Origin of the sequence: Methylobacterium durans (assembly GCF_003173715.1) — a bacterium.
GTDB classification, from domain to species: Bacteria; Pseudomonadota; Alphaproteobacteria; order Rhizobiales; family Beijerinckiaceae; genus Methylobacterium; species Methylobacterium durans.
Genome location: NZ_CP029550.1, coordinates 6383688 through 6401274, shown reverse-complemented (window position 1 = coordinate 6401274; position 17587 = coordinate 6383688). Strand labels below are relative to the sequence as shown.

Genomic DNA, 17587 nt, shown 5'->3' with positions numbered 1-17587 from the left:
CGATGCCGGAGACGGACGACCCCGACCTCGCCGCGCGCCTGATCGCGGAGAATTTTTCGCGGATCGACGGCATCCTGCATGTCGGCGGGCTCGATCTGCGGGCGCTTGCCGAGGCCCACGGCACGCCGCTCTTCGTCTACGACGCCGCGCTCCTGCGCCGATCCTACCGGGCGCTGGCGCAGGCCGTCGCGGGCTTCGCCAGCGTCGATTACTCGGTGAAGGCGAACCCGAACCCGGCCGTGATCCGGATCTTCCGGGAGGAGGGGGCCGGCGCCGAGATCGCCTCGGCTGCCGAGTTCGACGTTGCCCTCGCGGCAGGGGTACCCCCGGATCGGATCCTGTTCGCGGGGCCGGGCAAATCCGACGCGGACATTGCCCGCGTCGTCGCGGGGGGCATCGGCGAGATCCATCTGGAGAACGACGAGGAGATCGCTCGCGTGGCGGACGCCGCCCCGGCGGGCCGGCCGGTGCGGGTCGCGATCCGGATCAACCCCGGCGCGGCCGCGCAGGGCGGGGCGATGCGGATGGGCGGCAAGCCCTCGCCCTTCGGCTTCGACGAGGAGGAACTGGAGGCGGTCGTCGACCGCGTCGAGGCCGAGCCGCGGCTGCACCTCTGCGGCCTCCACCTCTTCGCGGGCACGCAAGGATTGAGCGCCGCGACGCTCCTCGCACAATGGGCCTATGGCCTCGACCTCGCCGCCCGCCTCGGCGCCCGCACGAAGCGGCCCCTCGAGACGATCGACCTCGGCGGCGGCCTCGGAATCCCCTATTTCGCGGGCGACGCCGCCCTCGACCTCGCGGCCCTGCGGGACGGGCTCGGGCATCTGCGCACGCGCGTCGCCTCCGATCCGCTGCTCGCCCCCGCGCGGATAGTGCTGGAACCCGGCCGTTTCCTGGCCGGTCCGGCGGGCATCTACGTTGCCCGGGTACGGGCCGTGAAGATCTCCCGCGGCAGCCGGTTCGTGATCACAGACGGGGGATGCACCACCACCTCGCCGCCTCGGGCAATCTCGGCCAGATCGTGAAGCGGGACTACCCCGTCGTCGCCGTGGCGGAGGAGGCGGGTGCCGCCCGGACGCCCGCTTCGGTCGTCGGCCCCCTCTGCACGCCGCTCGACATTCTGGCCCGGTCCGCACCGATGCCGGACCTCAGAGCGGGCGATTTCGTGGCGGTGCTGCAATCGGGCGCCTACGCTCTCACGGCGAGCCCGACCGGCTTCCTCAGCCACCCGACGCCGGCCGAGATTCTGGTCGATCGCGGTCGGGCCGAATCCATCCGGGCGCGAGCGGGGTGAGGAAGCCTCAGGCGTCCGAATGCGCCTCCGCGAAGCGCCGGAACGCTTCGAGCGTCTCGCCGCTGACGTGGTGCTCGATACCCTCCGCGTCCCGTCGCGCAATCTCGGGACTGACGCCCAGCGCGCACAGGAAACGCTCCACGATGCGATGGCGCTCGCGGCTCTGCTCGGCCAGGGCCTGCCCCGCCTCCGTGAGGAACACGCCGCGATAGGGCCGCTGCTGCACGAAACCGTCCTCGGCCAGCCGCTTCAGCATCTTGGCCACCGTCGGCTGCGCCACGCCGAGGCGGGCGGCGATGTCGACCTGCCGCGCCTCGCCGCCATCCCCGATCAGATCGGCGATCAGCTCGACGTAATCCTCCACGAGTTCCAGGCGCCGCGCCTCGCGGGCCTGCCGGAAACTCTCGACATGGACTTCCGGGTCGAGGAGCGCGGGTTCGGGGCAGGCCGTGAGGTGTCCTGCATGATGCCGGCTGTCTCCCGCTTGGCCGAGCCCGCTCCGGCGCGAGCCTCGTTGCTCTCCGGCCACCTTCTAGCAAATCCGGGCGGGGAGGGGAGTCCCGTTCGAACTCGACACTTGATCTTGAGCCCAGGCACATCATTATAGCTGATGCTATAAAGAACCGTAGCGCACGGGCGAATCATGCCGGCACAGACCCTGACCAGAGATGCGCTTCCGGCGCAGCCCCCCGAGGGCTTGAGCCGCCGCACCGAGCGCGAGATCCGCGACGTCCTCGACGGGCGCCACCGCGGGCGCGGTCGATTCTTGCTGTTCACCGGCCCCGCCGTGATGGCCTCGATCGCCTACATGGACCCGGGCAATTTCGCGACCAACATCCAGGCCGGCGCCAAGTACGGCTACACCCTGCTCTGGGTGGTGCTGGTCGCGAATCTCGTGGCCATGCTGTTCCAGGCGCTCTCGGCCAAGCTCGGCATCGTGACGAACCGCAACCTCGCCGAGGTCTGCCGGGACGAGTTCTCGAAACCCGTGCGCCTGACGATGTGGGTGGTGAGCGAGCTCGCCGCGATGGCGACCGACCTCGCGGAGTTCCTGGGCGGCGCGATCGGCCTCGCGCTCCTGACCGGCATGCCGCTCTTCGCCGGCATGGTCGTGACCGCGATCGTCACCTACGGGATCCTGCTCCTGGAGCGGGGCGGCTTCCGCTGGATGGAGATCGTGATCGGGACCATGGTCCTGACGATCGGGCTCTGCTACGCGGTCGAGCTGTTCATCGCGCCGATCGCCTGGGGCGACGCGGCGAAGGGGCTCACCACGCCGCGCATCCCGGACGCGGAGGCGCTCACCATCGCGGTCGGCATCATCGGCGCCACCGTGATGCCCCACGCCCTGTTCCTGCATTCGGGCCTGACCCAGAGCCGCACGATCGCCCGCGACGATTCCGATCGGCGCCGGCTCCTGCGCTACTCGAACCGCGAGGTGGTGATCGCCCTCGCCATCGCGGGCCTCGTCAACATGTCGATGGTGATCATGGCGGCCTCCGCCTTCCACCTCGGGCACAGCGACGTGGCGGAGATCTCCCAGGCCTACCACACCCTGACCCCGCTCCTCGGGCCGGCGGCTGCGGGCGTGTTCCTGGTCTCGCTGATCGCCTCGGGCCTCTCCTCCTCGGTGGTCGGCACGATGGCGGGGCAACTCGTGATGCAGGGCTTCGTCGGCTGGCGCATCCCGCTCTGGCTGCGCCGCCTCGTGACCATGCTGCCCGCCTTCGCGGTGATCGCGATCGGCGTCGACCCGACCCGGGCGCTCGTGCTGAGCCAGGTCGTGCTCTCGCTGGCACTGCCCGTGCCGATGATCGCGCTCGTCCTGTTCACCCGTCGGCCGGACCTGATGGGGGCCTTCGCCAACGGCCGGCTCACGCAGATCGCGGCCGTGGCCGGAGCGACCATCGTGCTCGCGCTCAACGTCGTGCTGCTGGCCCAGGCCTTCGGGCTGCCGGTGCCGGGGCTCGCGGGGGATTGAGGATCACGTCGGGCTGACGACGATCTCGACGAGGTTCGGCACGCCGGAGCGGATGCCGGCCTCAACCGCGGGCGCGATGTCGGCGGCCCGATTTACCCGGCGAGCGGGCACGCCCATCGAGGCGGCGAGCGCGGGAAAGTCGATGCGCGGGTCGACGAGATCCATGGCGATGTAGCGATTGGCCCGCGCCGAGGCGTAGTGCGCCTGCCCCCGCATGAAGCGCTTCAGGATGTTGTACTCGGCGTTGTTGATGACGACGAAGGTCACGGGCAGCCGCTCGTGAGCCGCGCTCCACAGGGCCTGCGGCGAGTACATCGCCGCCCCGTCGCCGACCACGTTGACGACGGGCGCCCGGTCGAGGCCGAGCGAGAAGCCGACCGCCGCCGGCATGCCCCAGCCGAGCACCCCGCCGCGGATCGAGGAATATTGCCGTGTCCAGGCGCTGTGCAGGAAGGTCCGCAGGTGGCCGAGGGTCGCCGGCGCCTCGTCGACGATCGCCGTGTCGGCCCCCACCGCCCGGGCGATCTCGCGGGCGGCGACGAGGGGCTGGATCACGGGGTCGGCGAAGGCCGCGTCCGCCGCCGCCGAGAGGCGGGCGCGCCGCTCCTCGTAGGTCGTCACCGCCCGCGCACGGAGGGCCGCGTAGGTCTCGGCCCGGTCGGCGATGCGTGCTTCCAGAAGGGGCTGCAATGCCCTCAAGGAGGCGCGGATGTCGCCGACCATGGAGAGCGCCGTCGAGTAGGTCCGGCCGAGGTCGCGCACGTCCGCCGAGAGCTGGAACACCTGGGTGCCGGGGGCACCGCCGGCCCTTCCGTGTAGAGCACCGTGATCAGCGACTTTCCGCCGAGCGCGAAGACGGCGTCGTAGGCGCCCAAAATCTCGGCGATCTCGGTGGCTTTCGTCGGCAGGTTGCCCGCCCAGAGCGGGTGCGCCGTCGGGAAGGGGATGTGGGCCGGCCAGGACGAGCCGTAGACGGGGGCGGCCAGCGCGTCGGCGAGGCGGACGGCCTCGGCCGAGGCGTCGCTCGCCTCGATCTCGTCGCCCGCGATGATCGCGAGGCGGCCCGGTGCGAGGCCGGCCAGGTGATCGGCGAGCCTGTCGAGGGAGCCGGCGACCGCGCAGCGGTCGATGGTCGAGATCTCGCCGGGGGAGGCGTCCGTCATCTCCTCCATCACGTCCATCGGCAGCGACAGGAAGACGGGGCCGGAGGGAGCCGCGCTGCTGTCGTGGAAGGCGCGGCGGAGCAGGATCGGGAGCTGGTCGGCGTGGGTGACCTCGCGGGCCCACTTCACGGTCGGCGCCGCGATGGTGACGAGATCGCCGAACAGGAGCGGATCGGTGATGGCGTGCCGCGAATCCTGCTGGCCCGCCGTCACCACCAGGGGGGTGCCGGCGATCTGGGCGTTGAGCAGGTTGCCGAAGCCGTGGCCGAGGCCGCCCGCCGTGTGCAGGTTGAGGAAGGCGGGCCGGCGCGCCGCTTGCGCGTAGCCGTCCGCCATCGCCACCGCGCTCGCCTCCTGCAGCGCCAGCACGTAGGCGATGTCGGGCGCGTCCGTCAGGGCGTCGATCAGGGGCAGCTCGGTCGTGCCCGGATTGCCGAAGATGTAGCGCACGCCCTCGCTGCGCAGCACCTCGACGAGCACGGCGGCGCCGCGGCGGCGCCCGAGGCCCTCGACCGTCTCGATGCTCATCGCGCCGCACCTCCTCGCGCCTGTACGCCGGAGGACAGGCTACGCCTTCGGGGCCGCGAGGCAACGGGTGTGCCGTCAGCGTCTCACGCCCGCAGATGCGCCACGAAATCCTGCGCGAACACGGGCAGCGATTCCAGGCTGCGCAGGCACAGAGTGAGATCGCGGCTCGCCCAGCCGTCGGCGAGGGGGACGATCCGGATCGCCATGCCGCGGGCGGCGCGGCGCGCCGTGGTCTCGGGCACGATGCCGAGTCCGACCCGGCACTCGACGAGGCGGCAGACCGCGTCGAAGCTGCGCAACTGCACCCGGAGACGCATCGGCCGCCCGATCCGGGCCGCCTTGTCGGCGAGGAAGCGGGTGATCGCGCTCATCCGGTCGAGGCCGACGAGGTCGTGGGCGAGCACCTCCGCGAAGCCGGCCGAGTCCCTTTCCGCCAGGGGGTGATCCGGGGCCGCCACGAGGACGAAGCGGTCCTCCCGGAACGGGAAGGTCTGCAGTGCGCCCGTATCCACCGTGCCGGAGACGATGCCGAGATCGGCCGTGCCCTCGGCGACGAGGCCGACGATCTCGTCGGAGGTCCGCTCGTCGATGTCGACGCTGACACCCGGATGGCGGGCGAGGTAGGCCGAGAGCACCTCCGGCAGGAACTCCGTCAGCGCGTTGGTGTTCGAGAGGATCCGGATCTGGCCCGCGGTGCCGCCCGAGTAGGCCGACATCTCCTCGCGCATCCGCTCGATGTCGGCGAGCAGCGTCCGGGCGTGGGCCAGGAGCGTCCGCCCGGCCGGCGTCGGCGTGACGCCCTGACGGTTGCGCACGAGGAGGGCGGCGCCGAGGCTGTCCTCCATCGCCCGGATCCGGGCGGAGGCGGCGGCGAGGGCGAGGTTCGCCCGCTCGGCCCCGTGCGTGATCGAACCGGCCTCGACCACGTGCCGGAACAGGCCGAGATCGACGATATCGAAGCGCAGCATCGATCCTCTCCGCAGGCGCCGACCGCGCGGGCTTGCGCGAGCGGCGAAGGCTGGAGCATCGTGGATCCCAGCGGTCAACCGCGAAAGCCCGAAATGTCCTTGGTATGCCACAGACAGCGCCGGGGAGTTACAATGACGATCCTTCGTCATTCGCGAAGGCTCCGTCGCCCGATCCCGAATTGCGAACGGGTCCAATTCCAGGGAAGAGTCCGGCTTCGCGAGGCGTCGGCACAGGCGCCCGCCCGTTCCATGTCTCAGGATCCTTTCTCAGCCGATGCAGGCTCAGGCTCCCCTGGACGGCTTCCTGAACGGCTGGCTCGCGGGCCTGACGGGCGGGGACGCCGCCCTTCTCATCACGGCCGCTCTCCTCGTGCTCTGCATGGGGCTCTGGGCCACGGCGAGCGTCGCCGAAGTGGTGACGGCGATGCTGTTCTTCGCCGCCGCCATGCTGTTCCGCCTCGGCGCGCCCTCGACCGTGTTCTCCGGCTTCGCCTCCTCGGCCTTCTGGCTGGTGCTCAGCGGCATGGTAGTGGGGCTCGCCATGACCCGCACCGGCCTCGGCGCGCGCCTCGCCCGCTCCCTCAGCGGCCATCTCGGCGGCTCGTACCCGCGCCTCATCGCAGGGCTCACGGCCTTCTCCTTTGCGCTCGCCTTCGTGATGCCCTCGAATCTCGGGCGCATCGCCCTCCTCGTGCCCGTGGTCCTGGCGCTCTGCGACGCCTTCGGCCTCGCGGCGGGCCGCAAGGGGCGCACCGGCGCGGTGCTCGCGGTCGGCGTCGCGACGCCGATCCTGCCCGCCAACGTGCCGAACCTCGTGATGGCGGGCACCGCCGAAGTGCAGCACGGCCTGCACCTCGCTTATCTCCCCTATCTCTGGCTGCACGCGCCCGTGCTGGCCCTCGTGAAGGGCGCGTTCCTCGTCTGGCTGACGCTGAGGATCTTCCCGGACCGGCTGGAGGCGCCGGCGGCCAGCCTGCCACCACTGCCCCCGCTCTCGGGCGAAGAGCGGCGCCTGGCGCTGATCCTCGTCGGCACGCTGGCCCTCTGGGTCACCGACAGCCTGCACCACATCGCCCCGGCCTGGGTCGGCCTCTCGGCGGCGGTGATCTGCCTTCTGCCCCGCATCGGCGTGCTGCGGCCCGAGGCGTTCGGCGCCGTGAACCTCAGGACCTGCTTCTACATCGCGGCGCTGCTCGGCCTCGTCGCCCTCGTCAACGAGACCGGTCTCGGCGCGCGCCTCGGCCACGCGCTGCTGGCAGTCGCGCCGCTGGAGCCGGACGCGCCGGCCCGGAACTTCGGCGTGCTGACCCTGATCGCGAGCGCTCTCGCCCTCGTCGTCACGGCGAACGGGGCGCCCGCCCTCTACACCGCGCTCGCCTCGGAGATGTCGCGGGCGACGGGCCTCGACCTGATGAGCGTCGTGATGGTGCAGGTGGTCGGCTACTCGACCCTGTTCCTGCCCTATCAGGCGCCCCCGATCGTGTTCGCGAGCGACCTCGGGCGCGTGGCCCTCGCCGACGCGACCCGCCTGACCCTGGCGCTCGGCCTCGTGTCCCTGATTGTGGTTGCCCCGCTCGACTACTTGTGGTGGCGCATCCTGGGACAGATGCCGTGAGCACCGTGACAGATGACGGCCGGTATCAAGCCGATACGGGTTCGCCCCTTGTCGCATTGCGGGTTGCGCTGCACCGCACTAGCGATACGTGAGTTTAGAGACAGTCCAGTTTCGGAAAGCACCCGAGGATCCGCATGGCCCCCACCGCCAGACCTACGGTCGCCCAGCCGCTCTCGCCGCATCTCCAGATCTATCGCTGGACCTGGACCATGGCGATGTCGGTGTTCCACCGGGTCACCGGCACGGCGCTCTACGGCGGCTCGGCCCTCGTCGCGATCTGGCTGGTGGCGCTCGCTTCCGGCCCGGCCGCCTACGCCTGGGTCGCGTGGTTCTTCGGCTCGTGGCTCGGGCTCCTCGTCCTGTTCGGCTACACCTGGATACTGATGCACCACATGCTGGGGGGCCTGCGCCACTTCGTGTGGGATTTCGGGGTCGGGCTGGATCGCGGCGAGCGCATGTGGCTGTCCCGCGGCACGCTGATCGGCTCGGTGGCGCTGACCCTCGTCATCTGGGCGCTCGCCCTGACCCTGCGCTGAAGGAGGCTCCCCGATGGCCGACAACCGCCAGAACACGAACCTCTCGATCCGCACGCCGCGCGCACGCGTCCGCGGCCTCGGCCCCTCCGGCCACGGCGCCAGCCACTGGTGGCTGCAGCGCCTGACTGCGGCCTCGAACGCGCCCCTGATGCTCGCCTTCGTGGTGATCGTCTCGCTGATGGCCGGCCGGCCCTATCCGGAGGCGGTGGCGCTGATGGGCCACCCGATCGTCGCGCTGATACTGATCCTCGCCGTGATCTCGGTGACGCTCCACATGCGGCTCGGCATGCAGGTGATCATCGAGGACTACGTCCACGACAAGGCTCTGCGCATCGCGGCGCTGTTCGCCAACAATTTCTACGCGGTCGTCGTCGCCGTGGCCTGCCTCTACGCGATCCTGCGCGTGGGCCTCGCCCGCCTCGCCTGACCGAGAAGCCCCGAGAGATCAAGGAGCCGCCGATGGCCAACGGAACGAACGGGAGCCGGCCCGCCTACACTATCCACGACCACAGCTTCGACGTGGTCGTGGTGGGCGCCGGAGGCGCGGGCCTGCGCGCCACGGTCGGCTGCAGCCAGGCAGGCCTGCGCACCGCCTGCATCACAAAGGTGTTCCCGACCCGCTCGCACACGGTGGCGGCGCAGGGCGGCATCTCGGCCTCGCTGGGCAATATGGGGCCGGACGATTGGCGCTGGCACATGTACGACACCGTGAAGGGATCGGACTGGCTCGGCGACCAGGACGCGATCGAGTACCTCGTGCGCAATGCCCCGGCGGCAGTCTACGAACTGGAGCATTGGGGCGTGCCCTTCTCGCGGACGGACGAGGGCAAGATCTACCAGCGGCCCTTCGGCGGCATGACCACCGACTACGGCAAGGGCACGGCCCAGCGCACCTGCGCGGCGGCCGACCGCACGGGCCACGCCATGCTCCACACCCTCTACGGGCAGGCGGTGAAGAACCACACCAACTTCTTCATCGAGTACTTCGCCCTCGACCTGATCATGGACGAGGACGGCCGCTGCCGCGGCGTCATCGCGATCGACCAGGCATCGGGCGAGATCCACCGGTTCCGCGCCCAGATGACGGTGCTGGCCACCGGCGGCTACGGCCGCTCCTACTTCTCGGCCACATCCGCCCACACCTGCACGGGCGACGGCAACGCCATGGTGCTGCGCGCGGGGCTCCCGCTGCAGGACATGGAGTTCGTGCAGTTCCACCCGACCGGCATCTACGGCGCCGGCTGCCTGATCACGGAGGGCGCGCGCGGCGAGGGCGGCTACCTCACGAATTCCGAGGGCGAGCGCTTCATGGAGCGCTACGCGCCGAGCGCGAAGGATCTCGCCTCCCGCGACGTGGTCTCGCGCTCGATGACGATGGAGATCCGTGCCGGCCGCGGCGTCGGCCGGCAAGGCGACCACATCTTCCTGCACCTCGACCATCTCGACCCGAAGATCCTGCACGAGCGCCTGCCCGGCATCTCGGAATCGGCCAAGATCTTCGCGGGCGTCGACGTCACGAAGGAGCCGATTCCCGTTCTGCCGACGGTGCACTACAACATGGGCGGCATCCCCACGAACTATCACGGCGAGGTGCTGACCCTCCGGGACGGCAACCCCGACACCGTGGTGCCCGGCCTGATGGCGATCGGCGAGGCGGCCTGCGTCTCGGTGCACGGGGCGAACCGCCTCGGCTCGAACTCGCTGATCGACCTCGTGGTGTTCGGTCGCGCCTCGGGCCTGCGCTGCGCCGAGATCGTCGAGGCGAACGGGCGCCAGCCGGAGCTGCCCAAGGGTTCGGCCGACAAGGCGCTCGGGCGCCTCGACCGCTTCCGCTACGCCGACGGCGCCACACCGACCGCGCAGCTCCGCCTCGAGATGCAGAAGACCATGCAGAACAATTGCGCGGTGTTCCGCACCGGCGAGGTGCTGGAGGAGGGCAAGGGCCTGATCCACGAAGTTTGGAACGCGGCCGCCGACATCCGCATCACCGACCGCTCGCTGATCTGGAACACGGACCTCCTGGAGACGCTCGAGTTCGACAACCTGATCGGCCAGGCGGTCGTCACCATGGAATCGGCGGCCAACCGCAAGGAATCGCGCGGGGCGCACGCCCGCGAGGACTTCCCCGACCGGGACGACCGGGAGTGGATGAAGCACACCCTCTCCTGGCTCGACGAGTCGAGCCACCAAGTCGCGATCGATTACCGCCCGGTCCACACCTACACGATGTCGAACGAGATCCAGTACATCGAGCCGAAGGCGCGGGTGTACTGACGCGTCATTCCCGAATGCGGCGACCCGAGAGGAGCGGACACGCGGTCCCGTCTCGAGGTCGCCGCTGCGTCTCCGGCTCGTGAGAGCGAGAAATCCATGGCCCAGTTCACCCTTCCCAAGAACTCCCAGCTCCGTGAGGGCCGGTCCTGGCCGGCGCCGACGGGGGCGAAGAACCTCACCGAGTTCCGGGTCTACCGCTGGAACCCGGACGACGGCGCCAACCCGCGGATCGACACCTATCAGGTCGATCGGGACGATTGCGGGCCGATGGTCCTCGACGCCCTCCTGTGGATCAAGAACAAGGTCGACTCGACGCTGGTCTTCCGCCGCTCCTGCCGCGAGGGCATCTGCGGCTCCTGCGCCATGAACATCGAGGGGCAGAACGCGCTCGCCTGCACGATGGGCATCGACGCCTGCAAGGAGCACGCGGCGGGCAAGAAGACCGCCGCCGTGCGGATCTATCCCCTGCCGCATATGCCGGTCCTGAAGGACCTCGTGCCGGACCTGACGAACTTCTTCGCCCAGCACGCGGCCATCGAGCCCTGGCTGCAGACCGAGACGCCCGCGCCCGAGACCGAGTGGAAGCAGACGCCCGAGGACCGCGCCCGCCTCGACGGGCTCTACGAGTGCATCCTGTGCGCCTGCTGCACCACGAGCTGCCCGAGCTACTGGTGGAACGGCGACCGTTTCCTGGGGCCGGCGGCGCTGCTCCAGGCCTATCGCTGGCTGATCGACTCGCGCGACGAGAACACGGGCGAGCGCCTCGACGGGCTCCACGATCCGTTCCGACTCTATCGCTGCCACACGATCATGAACTGCGCCAACACCTGCCCGAAGAACCTGAATCCGGCGAAGGCGATCGCCGAGATCAAGAAGATGATGATCGCCCGCGAGGTCTGAAGGCGGCCTGCGGGCGCCCGGTGAGGCGCGCCCGCCACACTTCCCCGAAAACCGGCCACACCCCGGCAATCCCCACGGGGCACCCCCGTCCTCGCCTTGCGGGTAGCGCATTTGCCGGTGAGGCAGGCGGGCAAAGGCGCCGGGTCGAGGCGCTGAAGGGAAGTGGATCGATGCCGCGCCAGTTGCTGTCGTCTCTCGCCGTCGCCGCGCTCACCGTCAGCCTCGCGGCCTGCGGCACCTCGCGCTTCGACGGGCCGCGTGCGCGGGCGGGCGTCGGCCCGCAGGCGGCGCTCGAACCGACCGTGCCGGCCGTGCCCTCCGGCGCCGTGACCGCGGCCCCGCTCGCCCCCCGCCCGGCGCGAGCGCTGCTCCCGACGGGCCGCCGCCCGTAGGCGGCGAAGTCGCGGTCGTGGCGCCGGGCTCGAACGTCATCGCGGAGCCCGTCACCCCGCCGCCTGCCCCGCCGCCGGTGGTGGCGACCGGCCGCTCGGCCGTCGTCGGCAGCTGGACCGCGCGGGACGCGGCGGGCGCGAGCTGCAAGGTGTCGCTGTCGAGCGCGCCGGCGCTCGACCTCTACAAAGCCTCGGCCGCGGGCTGCGCCAACAAGGATCTCGCCAAGGTGACGGCCTGGGACTACCGGGACGGCGAGGTTTACCTCTATCAGGCCGGCGGCACCGTGGCGGCGCGCCTTCGCCAGGGCGGCGGTTCCCTCGACGGGGCGCTCACCAAGTCCGGCGCCTCGCTGGCCCTGGTCCGCGGGGGCTGAATCCGGAGTTCCGCCAGCTTCAGGGGTTCACCCGCACGCCGAACAGCAGGGTGTTGTCCTTGAAGCTCGCGCCCGCAACCGTGCTGTCAATCTGCTGGTAGATGTAGCTGCCGCGGAACGCCAGCCAGCGGTTGAAGCGGTAATCGAGCCGGGCGGTCGCCGAGAATCCCGTCTCGCGGATGTTCGTCCCCTCGTACTCGTTGTTGAGGAGCGCCCCGCCCAACGTGATTGAGAGGTTGCGCAGGAGGTCGTGCTGGACCTCGAGCGTCGTCGCCTCCGTCAGGATGCCGCTCGACCCCTGCACCGCCGTCTCGGTCACGCCGCTCACCACACCGAAGCGCACGGTGGTCAGCGGGCTGGCGCTCCAGACGAGCGCCGCGTTGAGGAGCGGCGCGTTGATGTCGTGCAGCGACGGATCGACGTAGGTGCGGTGCTGGAAGCCCGCCGAGACCTCGCCCGTGACGGTGCGGGCGAGGGCGAAGGTGGCGCCCGCCGTGATCCCGACGCCGTCCGAGTCGCGCCGCAGGCCCGTCGAGTCGCGTTGCAGGTCGTAGATCCGGGTATCCGCCAGAAGGTCCACGAAGGGCGTGATCACCGGCGATATCTCGTAGGCCGTGCGCAGGCGCAGGCCGTACTGGTTCAGGTTGCGGTCGGACTGGGGCAGGACCGTGCCGTTCGAGAGGCGGGCATCCTCGAATTCCGAGCGGTCGACCGAGCCGCGCAGCGAGACCTGCAGGCGGTTGAAATTCTGGGTGGCGCCGAGCGAGGTGCCGTAGGTCGCCACGATCGGCCGAAAGACCGCCGCCGCCTGTAGGTCGGGACTGCTCGTGCGCTGCGTGTCGACGAGGAAGCGCCCCTCCACATCGACGCGCAAGTCCCGGTTGGCATCGAGGCGAAGCCGCACCGCGCCGGCCCCGTTCGGCCGGCTCGCCGCGTCGTTCTCAGGGAAGTTCGAGTAGCCGCCGCGCAACTCGCCCGCGAACTCATGCGCCGACCAATCGCTGCGGAAATTGAGCTCGCCCTCGCTCCTCAGGGCCACCGAGCCCCGCGCCAGCCGGTTCGTGGTCTGGTCCGGGTTGGTGTCGTAGCCGAGGCTCTGCGTGAAGGACGGGAACAGCGTGAAGCTGCCGAGCCTGATCCCAAGCGGCGCGTAGGCGTCGTCGGTGGCGAGCGGCCGGCGCAGGGCGTTGGCGAGGAGCGAGCCCGGCGTCTGCAGGCCGAGCGTCGGCAGGAAGGCCGGCGAGAGGGCGGGCAGGGGCACGCCGACGACCGGGTTCTGCACGACCGGGCTGAGGCGCAGCGCGGGCGGCGGGATCTGCGTCGCCTGCTGCGTGATCCGGCGCGTCGCCGTGCCGATGCGCCGGGGCGGAGCCGCGCGCTGGCGCAACAGGGTCGAGAGGGCGCGGTTGCTCGCCTCGAGGCCGGTGACGGCGGCACTTCGGCCCGTGAGGCGGGCCTGCGTCCCGGGGCTGGGCGCCGACCGGCCCGTGGCGCTGCCGGCCGAGTCCTCGCCCTCGGCGGAGAAACCGGCGAGCCCGGATGCCGGCGCGCCGGGGTCGCGGTTCGGGCGGAGCGTCGGCAGGCCGTCCTGTCCGGCGAGGAGGCCCGCACCCGGATTGTCGGGCTGGCCCGTGACGGGGCTCGTGGCCGTGAAATTCGGGCTCTGAGCGAGAGCGGGGCCGCCGATGGCCGCGAGCAGCGCGAGGCCGCCCAAGGCCGGGCCGACGACGCGGCCCGGCACTCGCCTTCCTTGCGCGATCGGCCTGCCCCGCTTCACCGGCCTTTGTCCCCCGCCCGTGCCCCGCGGGCGGTCCGCCCGTCGCGGGTGGGGCCGTCGCGTCGATACCCCGGGCCCGCGCGCACCGAGGGGTGCCGGGCGGCCCGCAGCTTGACTGTCGGTAAACGAACAGGGTTAGCAGTGCCTTAACGGCCCCGGCCGTACCCTGCCGGCCCGGCCCCGCTGAGACCACATTCGCCGGCCAAGGATCCCGCGGATCGGGCCTCGCGGGGCCCGCAACGGCACAGCGAGGGGAGCGGCCCGTTCATGGCCCTGGCACAGCGGATCGGCGAGCGCGACGAGGCGGCGGAGACCGTTGGGGGAGCAGCCGGGGCAGCGGTCGCCTCAGCGCTTCGCACCATCGGCACCGAACGCGAGGGCCTCGCTTGCCTGATGGAGGCGGTGGCGAACGGCCTCGGCGCGCCCTTCACCGCGGCGGTCGAGCGGATCGGCCGGGCGCGGGGCCGGGTGATCCTCACCGGCATGGGCAAGTCCGGCCATATCGGCCGCAAGATCGCGGCGACGCTGGCCTCCACGGGCACGCCCGCCCTCTACGTTCACCCCGCCGAGGCGAGCCACGGCGATCTCGGCATGGTGCAGCCGGACGACGTGGTGGTGGCGCTCTCCTGGTCCGGCGAGACGACGGAACTCGCCGACATCATCGGCTACGCCAAGCGCTACCGCGTCGGGCTCGTTGCGATCACGTCGAACGCGGCCTCGACGCTCGGGCGCGAGGCCGACGTCTGCCTGGCCCTGCCGAAGGCCCGGGAAGCCTGCCCGAACGGCTTGGCGCCGACGACCTCCACCGCCATGCAGCTGGCGCTGGGCGACGCGCTCGCGGTGGCGCTCCTGGAGGCGCGCGGCTTCTCGGCACGGGAATTCTCGATCTACCACCCGGGCGGACGCCTCGGCGCCTCGCTCCGGCAGGTGCGCGAGGTCATGCACACGGGCGCGCAGCTGCCCGTCGTCGCCCGCGGCACGCCGATGCGGGCGGCCATCGCCGAGATCGACGCCAAGGGCTTCGGCTCGGTGATCGTGGTCGAGGCCGACGGGCGCCTTGCCGGCATCGTCACGGACGGCGACCTGCGCCGCAACGTGTTCCGAACCGACCTCGACCGGGTCTGCGTCGAGGCGGTGATGAGCACGCATCCCCGCACGGTGAACCCTGAGACCCTGCTCGCCAAGGCCCTGGAGATCCAGGAATCCATGAAGATCACGGCGCTGATCGTCGTGGAGGAGGGCCGCCCGGTCGGCATCGTGCACTACCACGATCTGCTCCGCTCTGGCGTCGCCTGACAAAATCTGTTCTCGCCCTGATCAATAACGGCTCAGAGACTATACTTGGAACCTCAATCGATCCGCGCTACGCCCAAGCTCGGCCACAGAGATGGCCGATTCGGGGGATTGGACCATGCGCATTTCGTCTCTTCTCGGCGCGCTCGGCGCGGCCGGGATGCTGCTGCTTGCCGTCGGCACCGCGACGGCCGCCAATCGGCACGTCGACATCGTCAACAAGACCGGCATGTCGATCAAGCACTTCTACGCTTCCACGACCGGCACGGACGATTGGGAAGAGGACATTCTCGGCCGTGACGTGATCGAGAACGGGGAAACTTTCGACATCAACATCGACGATGGCTCGGGCGCCTGCCGCTACGACTTCAAGGCGGTGTTCGAGAACGGCCAGTCGCTGGTGCGCAACAACATCAACGTCTGCCAGATCAGCACCTTCACCTATACGCGCTGAGGGGCGGGCAAGCGCCTGGGTCGGCTCGCGCAGGCGCGGGCCGACCCCTATAGTGACGCGGCATGCCCAGCCCTGCCCGCCCGGTCCGCCGCCTCGACCCCATCCTCGTCGATCGCATCGCCGCGGGCGAGGTGGTGGAGCGGCCGGCCTCGGCCGTGAAGGAACTCGTCGAGAACGCGATCGACGCTGGCGCCCGCTCGGTCGAGGTGACGATCGAGGGGGGCGGGCGCCGCCTGATCCGGGTCGTCGACGACGGCATCGGCATGGATCCGGAGGATCTGGCGCTCGCGGTCGAGCGCCACGCCACCTCGAAGCTGCCGGACGGGGACCTCACCCGCATCGCCTCCTTAGGCTTTCGCGGCGAGGCGCTGCCCTCGATCGCGGCTGTGGCGCGCCTCACGATCACCACCCGGACGGCGCATGCCTCGTCCGGCGCGAGCCTCACCGTCGATGCCGGCATCAAGGGCGCGGTGCGCCCGGCACCTGCCGCCCGCGGCACCCGCATCGAGGTGACCGATCTGTTCTCGGCGACGCCCGCCCGACTCAAGTTCCTGAAATCCGACCGAGCCGAGACGGCGGCCATCGCCGACATGCTGCGCCGTCTGGCGGTGGCCGAGCCCAGCATCCGCTTCACGCTCCGCACCGAATCCGGCCAGCCGATCGTCTTCCCGGCCGAGACGGAGGGGGGCCGGAAGCGATGCTGCGCCGGCTCGTGGCGGTGCTCGGACCCGATTTCGGGCCGAACGCGCTGCCGCTCTCGATGGCGCGGGAGGGCCTCGCGCTCGCGGGTCATGTCGGGCTGCCGACCTTCCACCGGGGGGCGGCCACCCACATCCACTTCACGGTGAACGGACGGCCGGTGCGCGACCGGCTGCTGCTGGGCGCCGTGCGCGGCGCCTACGCCGACACCATGGCCTCCGACCGGCATCCGGTCCTGGCGCTCTGCCTCACCTGCGACGCGGGCTTCGTCGACGTGAACGTGCACCCGGCCAAGACCGAGGTGCGGTTCCGCGATCCGGGCCTCGTCCGGGCCCTGATCGTCAGCGCGATCCACGAGGCCCTGCGCCGGGGCGGTGCCCGCTCCGCCACCACGGGCGCCGCCCGCGCGCTCGAGGCCCTGCGGCCGGCATGGGCGGAGGGTCCGGCGGCGGGTCCGGAGGACGGGCCGGCGCCGCTGCGCCCGCATACGGGCGCGGCCGCCCCGAGCCTGTTCCGCCCGGCCCGGCCGAGCTTCCACCCCGGCCGGGCGCCATCCTTCGGCGCGCCGTCGGAGCCTTGGCGGGAGGCGGACGGGCCCGCCCCGGAGCCGCAGGGCTTCGGCGAGGCGGCCCAGGCGCTGCTCGAACCCGGCCTTTCGGATCCCCCCCTGGCCCCGCCGGCGGCCGAGTGGCGCGCGGGGCCCGGGAGCGAGCCCCTCGACCATCCGCTCGGGGCCGCGCGGGCGCAACTCCACGAGACCTACATCGTCGCCCAGACCCGCGACGGGATCGTCCTCGTCGACCAGCACGCCGCCCACGAGCGCCTCGTCTACGAGCGGCTCAAGCGGGAGCGGGCGGAGGGCGGCATCGCCCGGCAGGGATTGCTGATCCCGGACGTCGTCGAGATGGCGTCCCACGACGCGGAGCGCCTCGTTGCGGCGGCGGCCGACCTCGACCGGCTCGGGCTGACGGTCGAGGCCTTCGGCCCCGGCGCCGTGCTGGTGCGCGAGGTGCCCGCGATCCTGGGGCAGGCCTCGATCCGCGACCTCGTCACGGACATCCTCGACGCGCTGGCCGAGAGCGGGCTGGAGGAGGGGGCCGAGGCGGAGCCGGAATCCGCGGGGCCGCTGGGGCGGCGGCTCGACGCGGTGCTCTCGCGGATGAGCTGCCACGGCTCGATCCGGGCGGGGCGGCGCCTGCGGCCGGAGGAGATGAACGCGCTGCTGCGCGAGATGGAGGCGACGCCGCTCTCGGGCTCCTGCAACCACGGCCGCCCGACCTTCGTGACGCTGAGCCTCACCGACATCGAGAGGCTGTTCGGGCGCCGCTGAGCGGGCCCG

General features: G+C 71.3%; 13 protein-coding genes and 3 pseudogenes. 11 read left to right on the top strand and 5 right to left on the bottom strand.

What is annotated here, in order from left to right; translation table 11 throughout:
* The first annotated feature begins 2 nt into the window (after positions 1 to 2).
* Positions 3 to 1294 (top strand): annotated as a pseudogene (locus DK389_RS30020) (type III PLP-dependent enzyme).
* A gap of 7 nt (positions 1295 to 1301) precedes the next feature.
* Here DK389_RS30020 and mntR read toward each other — a convergent pair.
* Positions 1302 to 1823 carry a manganese-binding transcriptional regulator MntR gene (gene mntR, locus DK389_RS30015; RefSeq protein ID WP_335645508.1) on the bottom strand — a complete coding sequence of 174 codons (522 nt, stop codon included), beginning with the start codon at positions 1821 to 1823 and terminating at the stop codon, positions 1302 to 1304.
* A 114-nt stretch (positions 1824 to 1937) separates the two neighbouring features.
* Here mntR and DK389_RS30010 point away from each other — a divergent pair, with 114 nt between their 5' ends.
* Positions 1938 to 3275: an Nramp family divalent metal transporter gene (locus tag DK389_RS30010; RefSeq protein ID WP_109895276.1), complete on the top strand. Its 1338-nt coding sequence runs from the start codon at positions 1938 to 1940 to the stop codon at positions 3273 to 3275.
* Positions 3276 to 3278: 3 nt separating this feature from the next.
* Here the strand turns inward: DK389_RS30010 and DK389_RS34765 are convergent, their stop codons facing one another.
* The 3 genes from DK389_RS34765 to DK389_RS30000 form a co-directional block, all read right to left on the bottom strand.
* Positions 3279 to 4058, bottom strand: a complete 780-nt coding sequence (locus tag DK389_RS34765) for a thiamine pyrophosphate-dependent enzyme (RefSeq protein WP_236960442.1) — start codon at positions 4056 to 4058, stop codon at positions 3279 to 3281.
* Positions 3971 to 4966 carry a thiamine pyrophosphate-binding protein gene (locus DK389_RS34760; RefSeq protein WP_236960439.1) on the bottom strand — a complete coding sequence of 332 codons (996 nt, stop codon included), beginning with the start codon at positions 4964 to 4966 and terminating at the stop codon, positions 3971 to 3973. The genes DK389_RS34765 and DK389_RS34760 overlap by 88 nt, the downstream gene beginning before the upstream one ends.
* Positions 4967 to 5049: 83 nt before the next feature.
* On the bottom strand, positions 5050 to 5934 hold the full coding sequence (locus DK389_RS30000; protein WP_109895274.1) for a LysR substrate-binding domain-containing protein: 885 nt from the start codon (positions 5932 to 5934) through the stop codon (positions 5050 to 5052).
* Between the two features lie 304 nt (positions 5935 to 6238).
* Between DK389_RS30000 and DK389_RS29995 the strand changes: the two genes are divergently transcribed.
* The 6 genes and pseudogenes from DK389_RS29995 (at position 6239) to DK389_RS29970 (ending at position 12025) form a co-directional block, all read left to right on the top strand.
* Positions 6239 to 7549, top strand: coding sequence for an SLC13 family permease (locus tag DK389_RS29995; RefSeq protein WP_418292087.1), 1311 nt, complete (start codon positions 6239 to 6241; stop codon positions 7547 to 7549).
* A gap of 134 nt (positions 7550 to 7683) precedes the next feature.
* Positions 7684 to 8085 carry a succinate dehydrogenase, cytochrome b556 subunit gene (sdhC, locus tag DK389_RS29990; protein WP_109895270.1) on the top strand — a complete coding sequence of 134 codons (402 nt, stop codon included), beginning with the start codon at positions 7684 to 7686 and terminating at the stop codon, positions 8083 to 8085.
* 13 nt (positions 8086 to 8098) lie between these two features.
* Positions 8099 to 8512: a succinate dehydrogenase, hydrophobic membrane anchor protein gene (sdhD, locus tag DK389_RS29985; protein WP_109895268.1), complete on the top strand. Its 414-nt coding sequence runs from the start codon at positions 8099 to 8101 to the stop codon at positions 8510 to 8512.
* A gap of 32 nt (positions 8513 to 8544) precedes the next feature.
* Positions 8545 to 10359, top strand: a complete 1815-nt coding sequence (gene sdhA / locus DK389_RS29980; RefSeq protein WP_109895266.1) for a succinate dehydrogenase flavoprotein subunit — start codon at positions 8545 to 8547, stop codon at positions 10357 to 10359.
* Positions 10360 to 10455: 96 nt separating this feature from the next.
* Complete coding sequence (locus tag DK389_RS29975) at positions 10456 to 11259, top strand: succinate dehydrogenase iron-sulfur subunit (protein ID WP_109895264.1); 804 nt, start codon at positions 10456 to 10458, stop codon at positions 11257 to 11259.
* Positions 11260 to 11429: 170 nt separating this feature from the next.
* Positions 11430 to 12025: pseudogene (locus tag DK389_RS29970) on the top strand (AprI/Inh family metalloprotease inhibitor).
* A gap of 19 nt (positions 12026 to 12044) precedes the next feature.
* Here DK389_RS29970 and DK389_RS29965 read toward each other — a convergent pair.
* Positions 12045 to 13766, bottom strand: a complete 1722-nt coding sequence (locus DK389_RS29965) for an outer membrane beta-barrel protein (protein ID WP_194075138.1) — start codon at positions 13764 to 13766, stop codon at positions 12045 to 12047.
* 303 nt (positions 13767 to 14069) lie between these two features.
* Between DK389_RS29965 and DK389_RS29960 the strand changes: the two genes are divergently transcribed.
* The 3 genes and pseudogenes from DK389_RS29960 (at position 14070) to mutL (ending at position 17578) form a co-directional block, all read left to right on the top strand.
* Complete coding sequence (locus DK389_RS29960) at positions 14070 to 15098, top strand: KpsF/GutQ family sugar-phosphate isomerase (RefSeq protein WP_109895262.1); 1029 nt, start codon at positions 14070 to 14072, stop codon at positions 15096 to 15098.
* 115 nt (positions 15099 to 15213) lie between these two features.
* The gene (locus DK389_RS29955) at positions 15214 to 15549 is read left to right on the top strand and encodes a hypothetical protein (RefSeq protein WP_109896970.1); all 336 of its coding nucleotides are present in this window, start codon (positions 15214 to 15216) and stop codon (positions 15547 to 15549) included.
* Positions 15550 to 15611: 62 nt separating this feature from the next.
* A pseudogene (gene mutL, locus DK389_RS29950) lies at positions 15612 to 17578 on the top strand (DNA mismatch repair endonuclease MutL).
* Positions 17579 to 17587: the final 9 nt, after the last annotated feature.

What these genes read in the sequence shown, in the direction of transcription:
- DK389_RS29960 (WP_109895262.1), top strand. Translation starts at nt 14,070, where the DNA reads ATGGCCCTGGCACAGCGGATCGGCGAGCGCGACGAGGCGGCGGAGACC.
- sdhC (WP_109895270.1), top strand. Translation starts at nt 7,684, where the DNA reads ATGGCCCCCACCGCCAGACCTACGGTCGCCCAGCCGCTCTCGCCGCAT.
- DK389_RS30010 (WP_109895276.1), top strand. Translation starts at nt 1,938, where the DNA reads ATGCCGGCACAGACCCTGACCAGAGATGCGCTTCCGGCGCAGCCCCCC.
- sdhA (WP_109895266.1), top strand. Translation starts at nt 8,545, where the DNA reads ATGGCCAACGGAACGAACGGGAGCCGGCCCGCCTACACTATCCACGAC.
- DK389_RS29975 (WP_109895264.1), top strand. Translation starts at nt 10,456, where the DNA reads ATGGCCCAGTTCACCCTTCCCAAGAACTCCCAGCTCCGTGAGGGCCGG.
- DK389_RS30000 (WP_109895274.1), bottom strand. Translation starts at nt 5,934, where the DNA reads ATGCTGCGCTTCGATATCGTCGATCTCGGCCTGTTCCGGCACGTGGTC.
- sdhD (WP_109895268.1), top strand. Translation starts at nt 8,099, where the DNA reads ATGGCCGACAACCGCCAGAACACGAACCTCTCGATCCGCACGCCGCGC.
- DK389_RS29955 (WP_109896970.1), top strand. Translation starts at nt 15,214, where the DNA reads ATGCGCATTTCGTCTCTTCTCGGCGCGCTCGGCGCGGCCGGGATGCTG.
- DK389_RS34760 (WP_236960439.1), bottom strand. Translation starts at nt 4,966, where the DNA reads ATGAGCATCGAGACGGTCGAGGGCCTCGGGCGCCGCCGCGGCGCCGCC.